Genomic DNA, 13,856 nt, shown 5'->3' with positions numbered 1-13,856 from the left:
CGCCGGTTCCCCGCCGGCGGGACCTCTCCGTACCGCCGTCCGGGCTCAGCGCTCGCGGATCATGAACGCGCGGACGAGATGGGGTGAGGCGGGCACCCAGACACCCGTCGGATACGTCTCGAACTCGCCGGTCTCGGCGCACTCCGGCGACTGGTAGGTGGTGATCTGGCGGCCGGTCCGGTTGACGAGGGAGCGGGCGGAGGTGCCCGGCGGGAGCGGAAGACAGCTGTCGGTCTCCTCCGTCTCGTACAGCTCATGACGGGTGCGGGTGCCCCGGAAGTCCTCCCCCGACCAGAGGCAGAGCGCGCCCGGCGGGCAGCCACCGGGCCGGGCGGTGGGCGCGGTCGGGACGGACGGCGCGGCGCTCGCGGTGGTGGCGAGCGGGACGGGCAGCAGCGCGGCGGCCATGGACAGGGCTGCGGCGGTGACGGCGGTACGCATGGGAGCGGGCCTCCTGGGATCGGCGTGCGGCGAGCGCCGACCGGGTGATCGGCTCATCGGGTGATCGCACACCCTGGCGCGCCGCGCGGGCCGCGTCCCCGGTTCCGTACCGCGATCACCCCGACGAGTGAAGCCCGCAACCGGGCACGTCCGGAACGGGGCACGTCCGGAACGGGCGAAGGGCGGGCCCGCGCACAGGGTGCGGACCCGCCCTTCCCGGACGGCGGGGTCGCTCCGGAGGGGACGGCGGACGGGGCGGTGCCCCGGGGCACTCCGGAGAGGTCGTGGCTAGATGTGGGCCGCGCCCGCGCCCGCCTGCGCGTTCTCCCCGCGCTTGGTCAGCAGCGCCACGAGGATCGCCACGGCCGCGACGCCCGCCGCCACCAGCGAGGCCAGGCTCATGCCCGACATGAAGGTGTCGTGCGCGACATCGGAGATCTTCCCGGCGATCTCCGGGGACGTGCCCGGCTGGACCGGCGCCAGGCCCACCTGGACCAGTTCGGCCGACGCGTCGAGCTGCTCCGGCGAGAGCGGCGGGAGTCCGGCCTCGGTCCAGTTGCCCTGGAGGTCGCTGTCGACCTTGGAGGCCATGACCGCGCCGAGTACCGCCGTACCCAGCGCGCCACCGATCTGCATCGCGGCCTGCTGGAGACCGCCCGCGACACCGGAGAGCTCCATCGGCGCGTTGCCGACGATGACCTCGGTGGCACCGACCATGACCGGCGCGAGGCCCAGCCCCAGGAGGGCGAACCAGATCGACATGACCGGGCTGCTGGTGCCGGGGGTCAGGGTGGACATACCGAACATCGCCAGCGAGGTCAGCGCCATACCGCCCGCCAGCGGGATACGCGGTCCGACCTTGGTGATCAGGACACCGGCCAGCGGCGAGCCGACGATCATCATTCCGGTCAGCGGCAGGAGGTGCAGACCCGCGTCGATCGGGCTCATGCCGTGGACGTGCTGGAGATAGAAGGTGACGAAGAAGAGCCCGCCCATGAAGGCGATGGCCATCAGCACCATCAGCACCGTGCCCGCGGCGAGGGGGACGGAACGGAAGAGCTTCAGCGGGATCAGCGGCTCGGCGACCCGGTTCTCCCAGACGGCGAAGAGCGCGAAGCAGACCAGCGCCAGCGCGATGAAGCCCCAGGTGGTGCCGGAGCCCCAGCCCCACTCGGGCGCCTTGATCAGGGCCCACACCAGGAAGAACATCGCGCCCGAGAGCAGCGCGATGCCGGGGATGTCGAACGAGCGGGGGGCGTTCTCCGCGCGGTGGTCCCTGAGGATCACCACACCGAGGATGACCGCGACCACGCCCACCGGGACGTTGATGTAGAAGACGGACTGCCAGCTGACGTGCTCGACCAGCAGACCACCGAGGATCGGGCCACCGGCGGTGGAGGCACCGATGACCATGCCCCAGATACCGATCGCCATGTTCAGCTTCTCGGCGGGGAAGGTGGCGCGCAGCAGACCGAGCGCGGCGGGCATCAGCAGCGCGCCGAACAGGCCCTGGGTGACCCGGAAGGTGACCAGCATCGCGATGCTGTCGGAGAGCCCGATGGCGGCGGAGGAGGCGGCGAAGCCGACCACGCCTATGAGGAAGGTCTGCCGGTGGCCGAAGCGGTCACCGAGCTTGCCGGCGGTGATCAGGGCCACCGCGAGGGCGAGGAAGTAGCCGTTGGTGATCCACTGGACCTCGGCGAACGTCGCCTTGAGGTCGGTGGCGATAACAGGGTTGGCGATGGCCACGATCGTGCCATCGAGGGCGACCATCATGACGCCGATCGCGACGGCGAAGAGGGTCAGCCACGGGTGGCCGCGGAGTCCTTGTGCTGGGGCTGGGTCCGTATCACCGGGGCGCGCCGGGTCCCGGGGAGCTTTCTCGACGGTGGTCTGACTGGTCATACGAGGAGGTTAATGTCAGCGACTGACAGTTGACAAACCATTTCAGTCGCAAGTAACTGTCATATCGCCCGCCGGTAACCTGAGCGGCGCCGGGCGCGACCCGGCAGACCGGCCGACCACCCAGAGGACCCCTCTTGACCGACCCCCGTGCGACCCCCGCACCAGACGGGCCGCGCGAACCCGCCGGCGGACTGCGCGAACGCAAGAAGCAGCGCACCCGCGACGCCCTCGTCCGGGCCGCCCTCGAACTCTTTATCGAACAAGGATACGAACGAACGACGGTCGACGAAATCGCGGCGGCCGTCGAGGTCTCCCAGCGCACCTTCTTCCGCTACTTCGCCAGCAAGGAGGAGGTCGCCTTCGCCATCCAGGACCTGGTCGAGTGGCACTTCGTCACCTCCCTGCGCCAGCGGCCCGCCGACGAGGGCCCCGTCCAGGCGATGCGCAACGCCGTCCTCGCGTCCTGGGACACCATCGGCGAGGCCATCGGGGAGATCGTGCCCGTCGAAACCCATATCCGCGGCTTTCTGATGATCGAGTCCACGCCCGCGCTCCTCGCGGCGCATCTGCGGCGCTCCGCCGAGGTGGAGGACTCCATCGCCCGCCTGGTCGCCGAACGCGAGGGCGTCGACATCACGGCGGATCCCAGGCCACGGGTGCTGGTGGCGGCGTTCGCGGGGGCGATGCGGGTGGCGGGGACGCTGTGGGCGAAGGGCGAGGACTGGTCGCCGGAGCGGTTGCGGGAGCTGACGGCGTGGTACGTCGACGGCCTCGTCCCCGCCCTCACCGACCCCTGGCACCCCTGACCCCCGCGGGCCGGTACCTGGGCGTGGAGCTCCCCCGCGCCCACGCCCGAGTCCTGGGCTTGCGGACCCCCGGCCGAAGGCTTGGGGAGGGGGACGCGGCGTGGCTGGTGGCGCGGGGCCGGGGGGCGCGGGCGCGATCGTATGGTGGGGGCAGTGACTTCCTCAGGCCCGCCCGGCGCGCACAGAACCCGCACCCGCACCGCCCTCGCCCTCCTCGCCGCCCTCCTCCTGCTCACCACCACCGGCTGGACCTCCATCCGCACGCCCTCCCCCACGGCCGATCCGCTGCGCGCCGAACTGACGGCCTGGCACCTGGCCAGGACCGGCCCCCGCGCGGACGCCCCGCCGCACCGGGTCGCCCTGTTCTTCGCCCGTCTCGGTCCGCACCAGCGCGCCCGTCTCGCCGCGCGCTTCCCCCTCGTGGTCGGCAATCTCCACGGCGCGCCCACCGCCCTGCGCTACCGCGCCAACCGCACCGCCCTGACCCGGGCGCTCCAGCGGGAGCGCCACCGCGCGGCGACCGCGCGGCTCAGTGCGGACGGCCGTCAGGAGACGGTGCGCCGGATCCACCGGCTGCGGGCGCTGACCCGGCCGGGCCGTCAGATCCTCGCCTTCGATCCGGCGGGTGCCGGGCGGGTGGTGGAGGTCCTGGGCGATCTGGACCGGGCCGAGCGGGTCTCCGTCGTGGTCCCGGGTGTGGGTACCGGTCTGCTCACCTTCGAACGCAGTGCCCGCCGTTACTCGGCTCCGCTGGGCATGGCCCGTTCGCTGTTCGCGGCGCAGCGGGCCCTGCGCGGCGGCGGGGCGTCCCGTCTCCGTACCGCCGTGGTGGCGTGGGCGGACTACACCGCGCCGCGGGGGGTGGGGATGGACTCGGTGACGGGCCGTCTCGCGGCGGCGGGGGCGCGGCGGCTGGCCGCGTTCGCCGAAGCGCTGCCCGGGGTGTCGGCGGTGGCGCTGTTCTGCCACAGCTATGGCTCGGTGGTCTGCGGGGTCGCGGCGCGGTCGCTGCCGTCCCGGGTGACGGATATCGCGGTGGCCGGGAGCCCGGGGATGCGCGCCGGGCATGTCTCCGAGCTGGGCGGGCGGGCCCGGGTGTGGGCGGTGCGCGACGGCAGCGACTGGATCGCCGACGTACCGCATCTGGAGGTCGGCGGGCTGGGGCACGGCGCGGACCCGGTGGCGCCGGAGTTCGGGGCCCGGGTGGTGTCGGCGACGGGCGCCCTCGGCCACAGTGGGTATTTCGAGCCAGGGACCGAAACCGTACGTAACTTCGCGGCACTGGGGGTGGGGGCGTACCGTGCGGTGCGCTGTGTCGGCGGTGATGACCGGTGCCGCCGCGATATCTCCGGGGAAGCGGTTGCCTGACGCGCGTAGAACTTGGTGAACAGTGGATGACCCCAGAGGGGCGACGTGCGCGCGCCCGCCCCCTACGATGAGGCGTATGGGTGATGTACTGGCCGGAATTCACGCCGCATGGGAGTTCGATTCTGAATCCGTGCTCATCCGCTACTCCCGGGGACACCGCACGCCCAAGCTCTTCCAGGCGCTCCGTGAACGCCGCATCCCCCACTCGGCGTTGTCATCGGTGACCGTCACCCCGGGCCGGCGGGGGACGGTGGTGCTGCGCGCGGCACCCCGGTCCGGCGCGGATCCGCTGATGGACGCGGCGGCGGGACAGCTACGGGAGGAGAGTGATCCCTACCGGCTCCTCCTCCCCGGTGACCAGGCGGAACAGGCGGAGCTCTATGCGCGGGAGCTGCGTTCCTCGCTGCCCCCGGACGCCGATCGCCGGGCCACCCGGTACGCCGTGGAGGCGCCGACCGCGCCGCTGAACTTCAAGGCGTACGACGGCAGGGCGTCCTTCGACGGGGAGCGGGTGGACTTCCGCTGGTCGCGTACGGGGGCCTCGTCGGCGAAGTGGAAGGCGGGCGACCAGAGCTTCGCGATCGGCGAGCTGAGCGGGGTCGAGTGGCGGACCCCGGAGGGCGTCGAGGGGTATCTGCGGCTCCTGCGGCGGGTGGAGGACGGCCCGTCGGAGGAGGTGGACAAGGATCCGGCCACGGTGCTCTTCGGTGGCAGGAGCGGCCCGGTCCATGAGTCGCTGCCGTTCGCGGCGGCGGTGCTCGCCTCGGTCCGTACCTCGTCGGCGGCCTCCGGCGCCCCGGCCCACCATCTGTCCCGGGCGTCCCGCCGGGACCCGGCGGACATCGCGGACCGGATACGCCACCTCGGCGAACTTCATCTGGCGGGTCTGGTGACGGACGCGGAGTTCAGCTCGAAGAAGGCCGAACTGCTGGCCGAGCTCTGACCCCGGGCCCGGCGAAACGGTGTCCGGCGAAACGGTGTCCGGCCCGGGAGGAATCCCCCGCGCCGGACACCGGCCCCGCGCCGCGCTACTCCCGCCCGGCGCTCGTCAGTGACATGTCGGCGTAGCGGTCGCCCGCCACCTGGGCCGCGATGGGCTCCAGGGCCGCCAGTTCCTCCTCCGTGAGGATCAGCCGGGTCGCCGCCACGTTCTCCCGCAGCCGGGTGGCCTTGCGGGTGCCGGGGATCGGGATCACCGCCAGGGGGGCGTGCACCTGGGCGCGCTGCTGCACCCAGGCGAGCGCGACCTGGCCCACGGTGGCGTCGCGGTTCCGGGCGATGGTCCGCAGCGGTTCCAGCAGGGCCGCGTTGGCGTGCGCGTTGGCGCCGGTGAAGCGGGGCTGGGTGGTGCGGTAGTCCCGCTGCGACAGCTCCGCCGCCGCGTCGGTGAACGCGCCGGTCAGAAAGCCCCGGCCGAGCGGCGAGTAGGGCACGAAGGCGACTCCCAGCTCCCGTGCCGCGTCCACCGCGCTCAGCCTGCCCTGCTCCACGTCCCGGCTGAAGAGCGACCACTCCGACTGGAGCGCCGCGATCGGGTGGACGGCGTGCGCCTCCCGCAGCTCGGACCCGGTGACCTCGCTGAGTCCCAGGTGACGCACCTTGCCCGCGGCGACCAGTTCGGCCATCGCGCCCACGGACTCGGCGAGCGGCACGGCCGGGTCGCGCCGGTGCATGTAGTAGAGGTCGATGGTGTCGATGCCGAGCCTGCGCAGGCTGGCGTCGACGGCGCCGCGGATATAGGCCGGATCGTTGCGTACGCCGCGGATCGAGTCGTCGTCGCCGCGTTCGACGGCGAACTTGGTGGCGAGGACGATCCGGTCCCGGTGGGTCTGGACGAAGGGGGCGAGGAACTCCTCGTTGGCGCCCCTGCCGTACATGTCGGCGGTGTCGAAGAGGGTGACCCCGGCGTCCAGTGCCGTCTCCAGGGTCTCCCGCGCGGCCTTCTCGTCGGTCGTGCCGTAGAACTCGCTCATGCCCATGCAGCCGAGACCCTGGACCCCGACCAGGGGTCCGTCGGTGCCGAGCCGCACCTGGGCGATGGGCTCCTCGGTGGTACGCGTGTGCTGTGTCATGCGGGGTCGGCCCTCTCCTCCACCCTCGCTGGGGTGGTGGTCTCCGCCCTCTCCAGGGCGTCCGAATAGAAGTCGATCTTGTAGTCGAGTACCGCGAGCGTGTCCCGGAGCTCGGCGATGCGCTCCAGGACATCGACGCGGGTGCGCACCAGCAGGTCGCGGCGCGCGCTGACCGTCCGCTCCCCCTGCCGTACCAGCTCGGCGAAGCGGACCATGTCCGCCACCGGCATCCCGGTGAGCCGCAGCTTGCCGACGAGGTCCAGCCACTCCAGGTCGCGGTCGGTGAACCGGCGCTGCCCGGTGTGGGACCGGTCGACGTGCGGCATCAGCCCGATCCGCTCGTACCAGCGCAGGGTGTGCGCGCTGAGCCCGGTGCGGGCGGCCACCTCACTGATCGTGTACGGCTCCCGCCCGCCGGGGCGGGGCGGCTCGCCGGTCTCCTCACACACGGGGGTGCTCTCGATCAGCGTCATGCCCTCCACGCTAGAACCCTGGAGTGCACTCCAAGCAAGCGTTCCTCGCCCACCCGGCCGGAGCGCGCCCCCGTCCCCCGCCTCCGTGCGCCCTCCCCCACCGGAACCGCCCACCGGGGCCATACGTACGGCGCCGTCCACCAGCCCCCGCCCGCCGGCCCCCGCGCCGCACAGCACTAGGCTCGGTCCCATGCAGAGCCTGGCGATCATCGAGAACTGGCCGGTCCCGACCGCCGCCGCGGCCGTCGTCCGCGCCGACGGCACCCTCGCGGGGTCCCACGGTCCGGTCGAGCACCGTTTCCCGCTGGCCTCGGTCACCAAGCCGCTCGCCGCGTACGCGGTGCTGGTGGCGTACGAGGAGGGCGCGGTCGAGCTGGACGAACCGGCGGGCCCCGGCGGCTCCACCGTGCGCCATCTGCTGGCCCACACCTCCGGTCTGGCCTACGACGAGCACCGTCAGACCTACCAGCCGGGCACCCGCCGTACGTACTCCAACGCGGGCTTCGAGGTCCTCGCCGACCATGTCGCGCGGGCCACCGAGATCCCGTTCGACCGGTATCTGCACCAGGCCGTGCTGGAGCCGCTGGGGATGGCGGCGACCGAGCTGCGCGGCTCGGCGGCGAAGGACGGGATCTCGACCGTGGCGGATCTGACCCGGTTCGCGGCCGAACTCCAGGCGCCGCGGCTGCTGCACCCGGCGACGGTGGCGGAGGCGACCTCGGTGGTCCACCCCGGTCTCGACGGGCTGCTCCCCGGCTACGGCCGCCAGCGCCCCAACGACTGGGGCCTCGGCTTCGAACTGCGCGACGGCAAGGCGCCGCACTGGACCGGCGCCTCCTCCGGCCCGCGCACCTTCGGCCACTTCGGCCAGTCGGGCACCTTCCTGTGGGTGGACCCGGACGCGGGCGCGGCCTGTGTCGCCCTGACCGACCGGGCCTTCGGCCCCTGGGCGATCGAGGCATGGCCCCCGTTCACCGACGCGGTCCTCGCGGAGCTGCGCGGCTGAACCCCCGCACGCCCGGCCGTCCGCACCCGCACGCCCGCGTTCCCGTACCCGCTGACGGATACGGGAACGCCAACCCCGTTCCCGTACATACGAGGGCTACGGCGCCGCCGACACCGTCAGCACCTCGGCGCCCTCCGCGCCCCCGGCCAGCACCAGCGGACCGGCCGGACCGGTCAGGCGCGCCGCGTCGCCCGTCGCGAGGTCCTCGCCCAGCAGCCGGGCCGTGCCGCGCACCACCTGGAGGTGGACCCAGGGCGCGGCGGGCGCCTCGGCGCGCGCGCCGGGCGCGAGACGGTGGACGCGCAGGACCGCGCCCGCGCCGGGCAGCGGGAAGGGGACGCCGTCGCCCAGGGCGCGGACCACGTCGTACGCGGGTGAGCCGCCCGCCGCCAGCGGGGCGAGCCACATCTGGACGAAGACCAGGGGCGCCGTGCCGTCGTTGCGTTCGACGTGGCGCACCCCGGAGGCGGCGTTCAGCCGCTGGACGTCGCCGGGGCGGACCACGGTGGCATGGCCGGTGGAGTCACGGTGGGTCAGTTCGCCCTCGACCACCCAGGTGACGATCTCCGTGTCGCGGTGGGGGTGCTCCTCGAACCCGGCGCCGGGATCGAGGTGTTCCTCGTTGCTGGCGATCAGCGCGCCGAAGCGCAGATTGTCCGGGTCGTAGTGCGCCCCGAAGGAGAAGGAGTGCAGGGTGGTGATGCCCGCGCCGGGCTCACCACCCCGGTAGCGCTGCGCCGCTCGGCGTATGTCCGTCACGCCCTCACCGTAAGCCCGCGCGCGACCTGCCGGGGCCGGGGGCCCGGCCGTGAGGATCGGCCGTGGGATAAGGCAGTCTTGTGCACGTGCCCGAACCTGCGATGAACGACGCCCATCCGCACTCCGCGACCCTGCGTCGCCTGGAGCGCTCCTCCGGCCGTCTCGCCGCCAGCGCCATCGCGCGGATGGACGAGACGCTCCCCTGGTACCGGGCGATGCCCCCCGAGAACCGTTCCTGGATCGGACTGGTGGCACAGGCCGGTATCGCCGCGTTCACCGAGTGGTTCCGGCACCCGGAGACCCCGCAGGCGATCTCGACCGACGTCTTCGGCACGGCGCCGCGCGAGCTGACCCGGGCCATCACGCTCCGTCAGACCGTGGAGATGGTGCGCACCACCATCGAGGTTATGGAGTCGGCGATCGACGAGGTCGCGGCGCCCGGCGACGAGTCGGTGCTGCGGGAGGCGCTGCTGGTGTACGCGCGGGAGATCGCGTTCGCCACGGCGCAGGTGTACGCGCAGGCGGCGGAGGCCCGGGGCGCCTGGGACGCCCGGCTGGAGTCGCTGGTGGTCAACGCGGTCCTCTCCGGCGAGGCCGACGAGGGCGCGGTCTCCCGGGCCGCCGCGCTGGGCTGGAACTCGCCGGACCAGGTCTGTGTCATCCTCGGCACCGCGCCCGACGGGGACAGCGAACTGACGGTGGAGGCGATCCGCCGCGCCGCCCGGCACGCCAAGATCCAGGTGCTGACGGGGGTGCTCGGGGACCGTCTGGTGGTGATCGCGGGCGGCAGCGACAACCCGCTCCATGTGGCGAAGGCGCTGATCGGTCCGTACGCGGCCGGTCCCGTGGTGGCCGGTCCCGTCGTCCCCGACCTGCTGGCGGCCACGCGCTCGGCGCAGGCCGCCGCCGCCGGACTGAAGGCGTGCGCGGCCTGGCAGGACGCGCCGCGCCCGGTGCTGGCGGACGATCTTCTGCCGGAGCGCGCCATCGCCGCCGATCCGGCCGCGCGCGAGCAGTTGGTGGAGGAGATCTACAGACCGCTGGAGGAAGCGGGCTCGGCCCTCCTGGAAACCCTCAGCGTCTATCTGGAACAAGCCAGCAGTCTGGAGGGTGCGGCGCGTATGTTGTTTGTTCACCCCAACACCGTGCGCTACCGGCTTCGACGTGTGACAGACGTCACCGGATGGTCACCCTCCGATGTCCGCTCCGCGTTCACGCTGCGGATCGCGCTCATCCTCGGGCGCTTGGCCGAGGGAGATTCCCAGACCTAGACTTTTGTTGGACACCAACAATTCCCCTGACGGTTCTTGGTCCCTGTCCCCACGGGCGTCTGGCCCGGTCCACAAGAGAGAGTGTGAGAGTGCTCGTACTCGTCGCCCCCGGCCAAGGCGCTCAGACGCCCGGCTTTCTGACTCCCTGGCTCGACCTCCCCGGCCTCTCCGACACGCTCCGTGACTGGTCCGCCGCGGTGGATCTGGACCTCGTCCACTACGGCACCAAGGCGGACGCGGACGAGATCCGGGACACCGCCGTGGCCCAGCCGCTGCTGGTCGCGGCCGGTCTGCTGGCCTCGGCCGCGCTGGGGCCCGAGGTGCGCCCGGACGCCGTCGCCGGTCACAGCGTCGGTGAGATCACCGCCGCCGCCTTCGCGGGGGTCCTGGACGAGACCGAGGCGCTGCGTTTCGTACGGACCCGTGGGCTCGCGATGGCGGAGGCCGCCGCGGTGACCGAGACCGGGATGTCCGCCGTCCTCGGCGGTGACCCGGAGCAGGTCCTGGCGCATCTGGAGCGACTGGGACTGACCGCGGCCAATGTGAACGGCGCGGGCCAGATCGTGGCGGCGGGCACCGCCGAGCAGCTCGCGGCGCTCGCCGCGGACAAGCCCGAGAAGGCGCGGGTCATCGCGCTGAAGGTGGCGGGCGCCTTCCACACCACGCATATGGCCCCGGCCGTGTCGGTGCTGGAGGCCACGGCGCACGGGCTCGCCCCGCGCGACCCGTCACTGCGGTACGTCTCGAACCGCGACGGCAAGGTGGTCTTCAGTGGCACCGAGATCGTCGACCGGCTGGTCGGCCAGGTCGCCAACCCGGTCCGCTGGGACCTGTGCATGGAGACCTTCCGGGAGCTGGGCGTCACCGCCCTGCTGGAGGTCTGCCCCGGCGGCACCCTCACCGGTATCGCCAAGCGCGCCCTGCCCGGGGTGAAGACCCTGGCCCTGAAGACCCCCGCCGACCTCGACGCCGCCCGCGAGCTGGTGGCGGAGCACACGACCGGCTGACCCGGCCCGACAAGGAGGAGCCTGCACATGGCGAAGATCAAGCCCGGCAAGGGCGCCCCGTACGCGGGTATCAAGGGGGTCGGTGGCTACCGCCCCACCCGGGTCGTGCCCAATGACGTGATCCTGGAGACCATCGACTCCTCCGACGAGTGGATCCGCTCCCGCTCCGGCATCGCGACCCGGCACTGGGCCTCCCCCGAGGAGACCGTGACGGCGATGTCCGTGGAAGCGGGCGGCAAGGCCATCGCGGACGCGGGGCTGACCTCGGCGGACATCGACGCGGTCATCGTGGCCACCGTCTCGCACTTCAAGCAGACGCCCGCCGTCGCCACCGAGATCGCGGACCGGATCGGCGCGGTCAAGCCCGCCGCCTTCGACGTCTCCGCGGGCTGCGCGGGCTTCGGCTACGCGCTCACCCTCGCCAAGGGCATGGTGGTCGAGGGCTCGGCCACCAACGTCCTGGTCATCGGGGTGGAGCGGCTGAGCGATCTCACCGATCTGGAGGACCGGGCCACCGCGTTCCTCTTCGGTGACGGCGCGGGCGCGGTCGTCGTCGGCCCGTCCGACGAGCCGAGGATCGGCCCGACGGTCTGGGGTTCGGAGGGCGACAAGTCCCACACCATCACCCAGACCGTGCCGTGGACGGACTACCGTGACGGCACCGTCGAGCGGTTCCCCGCCATCACCCAGGAGGGCCAGGCGGTCTTCCGCTGGGCCGTCTTCGAGATGGCGAAGGTCGCCCAGCAGGCGCTGGACGCGGCCGGGATCTCCGCCGACGACCTGGACGTCTTCATCCCGCACCAGGCCAATATGCGGATCATCGACTCGATGGTGAAGACCCTCAAACTGCCGGAGCACGTCACGGTCGCCCGTGATGTGGAGACCACCGGCAACACCTCGGCCGCCTCGATCCCGCTCGCGATGGAGCGGCTCCTGGCGACGGGGCAGGCCAAGAGCGGCGACACGGCGCTCGTCATCGGCTTCGGGGCGGGTCTCGTCTACGCAGCCACGGTCGTTACCCTCCCCTAGGCAACCGGATCTTGTCCGCCGGTCACCCCGGGGCGGGTTTCCCGGACTGGCAGCCGGATCCCCCGGACGCCACACCTCTCATACCGAACCGATAGGAGCGCCAATATGGCCGCCACTCAGGAAGAGATCGTTCAGGGTCTCGCCGAGATCGTCAACGAGATCGCCGGCATCCCGGTCGAGGACGTCCAGCTGGACAAGTCCTTCACCGACGACCTGGACGTCGACTCGCTCTCCATGGTCGAGGTCGTCGTCGCCGCCGAGGAGCGCTTCGACGTCAAGATCCCCGACGACGACGTCAAGAACCTGAAGACCGTCGGCGACGCCGCCGAGTACATCGCCAAGCACCAGGGCTGACACGCCCGGGTCGGCAGCGCTGGTCGCCACCTCAGCGGTGGCGCCGTGACCTTTCAGCACCCCCTACACGTGGAGAAAGAATTCCGATGAACTCGACCAATCGCACCGTGGTCGTCACCGGTATCGGCGCAACCACACCGTTGGGTGGCGACAGCGCAACGACCTGGGAGGGCCTGCTCGCGGGCCGTTCCGGGGCCAGGCATATCGAGGACGAGCGGTTCGCCGACCTCCCGGTGCGCATCGCCGCGCTGGCGGCGGTCGACCCGAGCGAGGTCCTGCCCCGCCCGCTCGCCCGCAAGCTGGACCGCTCGGCGCAGTTCGCGCTGATCGCGGCCCGTGAGGCATGGGCCGACGCGGGCTTCACCGCCCCCGCCGGGGAGGACGAGTCCGTCGCCCCCGAGCGGCTCGGCTCCGTCGTCGCCTCCGGTATCGGCGGTGTGACGACCCTGCTGGACCAGTACGACGTACTGAAGGAGAAGGGCGCGCGCCGGGTCTCCCCGCACACCGTGCCCATGCTCATGCCCAACAGCCCCTCGGCCAATGTCGGCCTGGAGGTCAACGCCCGGGCGGGCGTCCACTCCATGGTCTCCGCCTGTGCCTCGGGTGCCGAGGCCATCGGTTACGCCTGGGAGATGATCCGCAGCGGCCGCGCCGACGTGGTGATCGCGGGCGGCACCGAGGCGGCGATCCATCCGCTGCCGGTGGCCGCGTTCGCCAACATGATGGCGATGTCGAAGAACAACGACGATCCCCAGCGCGCCTCCCGCCCCTATGACAAGGGCCGGGACGGCTTCGTCCTCGGTGAGGGCGCCGGAGTCATCGTCATGGAGTCCGCCGAGCACGCCGCCCGGCGCGGCGCCCGCGTCTACTGCGAGGTGCTGGGCCAGGGCCTCTCCGCCGACAGCCACCACATCGCGCAGCCGGAGCCCGAGGGCCGCGGTATCGCCGCCGCGATGCGCAACCTGCTGGACTCCACCGATCTCAAGCCCGAGCAGATCGTCCACCTCAACGCCCACGCGACCTCCACCCCGCTCGGCGACATCGCCGAGGTGAAGGCGCTCCGCCTGGTCCTCGGCGAGGACCTGGACCATGTCGCGGTCTCGGCGACCAAGTCGATGACCGGTCATCTCCTCGGTGGCGCGGGCGGCGTCGAGACGGTCGCGACCGTGCTGGCGCTGCGGGACCGGCTGGCCCCGCCGACGATCAACGTGGACGACCTGGACGACGAGATCGACGCCGACATCGTGCGCGGTGAGCCGCGCGCCCTGCCGGAGGGCACGATCGCCGCGATCAACAACTCCTTCGGCTTCGGCGGCCACAACGTGGTCCTCGCCTTCCGTACGGTCTGATCCGGCCCGACAGCCG

At 72.3% G+C, this 13,856-nt stretch carries 14 protein-coding genes; 9 read left to right on the top strand and 5 right to left on the bottom strand.

Annotation, left to right across the window (positions count from 1 at the left end; all coding sequences use genetic code 11):
• Positions 1–45: 45 nt before the first annotated feature.
• The gene (locus tag ACFVIM_RS25280; protein WP_384305450.1) at positions 46–441 is read right to left on the bottom strand and encodes a peptidase inhibitor family I36 protein; all 396 of its coding nucleotides are present in this window, start codon (positions 439–441) and stop codon (positions 46–48) included.
• Positions 442–729: 288 nt separating this feature from the next.
• Positions 730–2,346: an MFS transporter gene (locus ACFVIM_RS25275; RefSeq protein WP_384305447.1), complete on the bottom strand. Its 1,617-nt coding sequence runs from the start codon at positions 2,344–2,346 to the stop codon at positions 730–732.
• Positions 2,347–2,480: 134 nt separating this feature from the next.
• Here ACFVIM_RS25275 and ACFVIM_RS25270 point away from each other — a divergent pair, with 134 nt between their 5' ends.
• The 3 genes from ACFVIM_RS25270 (at position 2,481) to ACFVIM_RS25260 (ending at position 5,463) form a co-directional block, all read left to right on the top strand.
• Positions 2,481–3,152: a TetR family transcriptional regulator gene (locus ACFVIM_RS25270; RefSeq protein WP_384305444.1), complete on the top strand. Its 672-nt coding sequence runs from the start codon at positions 2,481–2,483 to the stop codon at positions 3,150–3,152.
• Positions 3,153–3,293: 141 nt separating this feature from the next.
• Positions 3,294–4,520: an alpha/beta hydrolase gene (locus ACFVIM_RS25265; protein ID WP_384305442.1), complete on the top strand. Its 1,227-nt coding sequence runs from the start codon at positions 3,294–3,296 to the stop codon at positions 4,518–4,520.
• Between the two features lie 76 nt (positions 4,521–4,596).
• The gene (locus tag ACFVIM_RS25260; protein ID WP_384305439.1) at positions 4,597–5,463 is read left to right on the top strand and encodes a DUF4429 domain-containing protein; all 867 of its coding nucleotides are present in this window, start codon (positions 4,597–4,599) and stop codon (positions 5,461–5,463) included.
• Positions 5,464–5,548: 85 nt separating this feature from the next.
• Here ACFVIM_RS25260 and ACFVIM_RS25255 read toward each other — a convergent pair whose 3' ends face one another.
• Both ACFVIM_RS25255 and ACFVIM_RS25250 read right to left on the bottom strand, forming a co-directional pair.
• Positions 5,549–6,592, bottom strand: a complete 1,044-nt coding sequence (locus ACFVIM_RS25255; RefSeq protein WP_384305436.1) for an aldo/keto reductase — start codon at positions 6,590–6,592, stop codon at positions 5,549–5,551.
• Entirely contained in the window at positions 6,589–7,065 is a 477-nt protein-coding gene (locus ACFVIM_RS25250; protein WP_384305434.1) for a MerR family transcriptional regulator, read from the bottom strand. Before ACFVIM_RS25250 ends, ACFVIM_RS25255 begins: the two co-directional genes overlap by 4 nt.
• A gap of 190 nt (positions 7,066–7,255) precedes the next feature.
• On the opposite strand from ACFVIM_RS25250, the gene ACFVIM_RS25245 reads away from it, so the two are divergent.
• Positions 7,256–8,071 carry a serine hydrolase domain-containing protein gene (locus ACFVIM_RS25245; protein ID WP_384305431.1) on the top strand — a complete coding sequence of 272 codons (816 nt, stop codon included), beginning with the start codon at positions 7,256–7,258 and terminating at the stop codon, positions 8,069–8,071.
• Between the two features lie 96 nt (positions 8,072–8,167).
• Here the strand turns inward: ACFVIM_RS25245 and ACFVIM_RS25240 are convergent, their stop codons facing one another.
• The gene (locus ACFVIM_RS25240) at positions 8,168–8,830 is read right to left on the bottom strand and encodes a pirin family protein (protein ID WP_384305428.1); all 663 of its coding nucleotides are present in this window, start codon (positions 8,828–8,830) and stop codon (positions 8,168–8,170) included.
• Positions 8,831–8,931: 101 nt separating this feature from the next.
• On the opposite strand from ACFVIM_RS25240, the gene ACFVIM_RS25235 reads away from it, so the two are divergent.
• From ACFVIM_RS25235 to fabF, 5 genes are all read left to right on the top strand, one after another.
• Positions 8,932–10,101 carry a PucR family transcriptional regulator gene (locus tag ACFVIM_RS25235; RefSeq protein WP_384305455.1) on the top strand — a complete coding sequence of 390 codons (1,170 nt, stop codon included), beginning with the start codon at positions 8,932–8,934 and terminating at the stop codon, positions 10,099–10,101.
• A gap of 89 nt (positions 10,102–10,190) precedes the next feature.
• Entirely contained in the window at positions 10,191–11,108 is a 918-nt protein-coding gene (locus ACFVIM_RS25230; protein WP_384305452.1) for an ACP S-malonyltransferase, read from the top strand.
• Between the two features lie 27 nt (positions 11,109–11,135).
• Complete coding sequence (locus tag ACFVIM_RS25225; protein WP_384305425.1) at positions 11,136–12,137, top strand: ketoacyl-ACP synthase III; 1,002 nt, start codon at positions 11,136–11,138, stop codon at positions 12,135–12,137.
• A 105-nt stretch (positions 12,138–12,242) separates the two neighbouring features.
• Complete coding sequence (locus ACFVIM_RS25220; protein ID WP_384305422.1) at positions 12,243–12,491, top strand: acyl carrier protein; 249 nt, start codon at positions 12,243–12,245, stop codon at positions 12,489–12,491.
• 86 nt (positions 12,492–12,577) lie between these two features.
• Complete coding sequence (gene fabF / locus ACFVIM_RS25215) at positions 12,578–13,840, top strand: beta-ketoacyl-ACP synthase II (protein WP_384305419.1); 1,263 nt, start codon at positions 12,578–12,580, stop codon at positions 13,838–13,840.
• Positions 13,841–13,856: the final 16 nt, after the last annotated feature.

The organism is Streptomyces sp. NPDC057638, assembly GCF_042800315.1.
Taxonomy (GTDB): Bacteria; Actinomycetota; Actinomycetes; order Streptomycetales; family Streptomycetaceae; genus Streptomyces.
The sequence above is the reverse complement of the archived record's forward strand: the minus strand, read 5'-3'. Positions and strand labels throughout refer to the sequence as shown.

Bases quoted from the DNA above. Each gene is read 5' to 3' on its own strand.
- ACFVIM_RS25280 (WP_384305450.1), bottom strand. From the start codon at position 441: ATGCGTACCGCCGTCACCGCCGCAGCCCTGTCCATGGCCGCCGCGCTG.
- ACFVIM_RS25275 (WP_384305447.1), bottom strand. From the start codon at position 2,346: ATGACCAGTCAGACCACCGTCGAGAAAGCTCCCCGGGACCCGGCGCGC.
- ACFVIM_RS25265 (WP_384305442.1), top strand. From the start codon at position 3,294: ATGGTGGGGGCAGTGACTTCCTCAGGCCCGCCCGGCGCGCACAGAACC.
- ACFVIM_RS25260 (WP_384305439.1), top strand. From the start codon at position 4,597: ATGGGTGATGTACTGGCCGGAATTCACGCCGCATGGGAGTTCGATTCT.
- ACFVIM_RS25255 (WP_384305436.1), bottom strand. From the start codon at position 6,592: ATGACACAGCACACGCGTACCACCGAGGAGCCCATCGCCCAGGTGCGG.
- ACFVIM_RS25250 (WP_384305434.1), bottom strand. From the start codon at position 7,065: ATGACGCTGATCGAGAGCACCCCCGTGTGTGAGGAGACCGGCGAGCCG.
- ACFVIM_RS25245 (WP_384305431.1), top strand. From the start codon at position 7,256: ATGCAGAGCCTGGCGATCATCGAGAACTGGCCGGTCCCGACCGCCGCC.
- ACFVIM_RS25235 (WP_384305455.1), top strand. From the start codon at position 8,932: ATGAACGACGCCCATCCGCACTCCGCGACCCTGCGTCGCCTGGAGCGC.
- ACFVIM_RS25225 (WP_384305425.1), top strand. From the start codon at position 11,136: ATGGCGAAGATCAAGCCCGGCAAGGGCGCCCCGTACGCGGGTATCAAG.
- ACFVIM_RS25220 (WP_384305422.1), top strand. From the start codon at position 12,243: ATGGCCGCCACTCAGGAAGAGATCGTTCAGGGTCTCGCCGAGATCGTC.
- fabF (WP_384305419.1), top strand. From the start codon at position 12,578: ATGAACTCGACCAATCGCACCGTGGTCGTCACCGGTATCGGCGCAACC.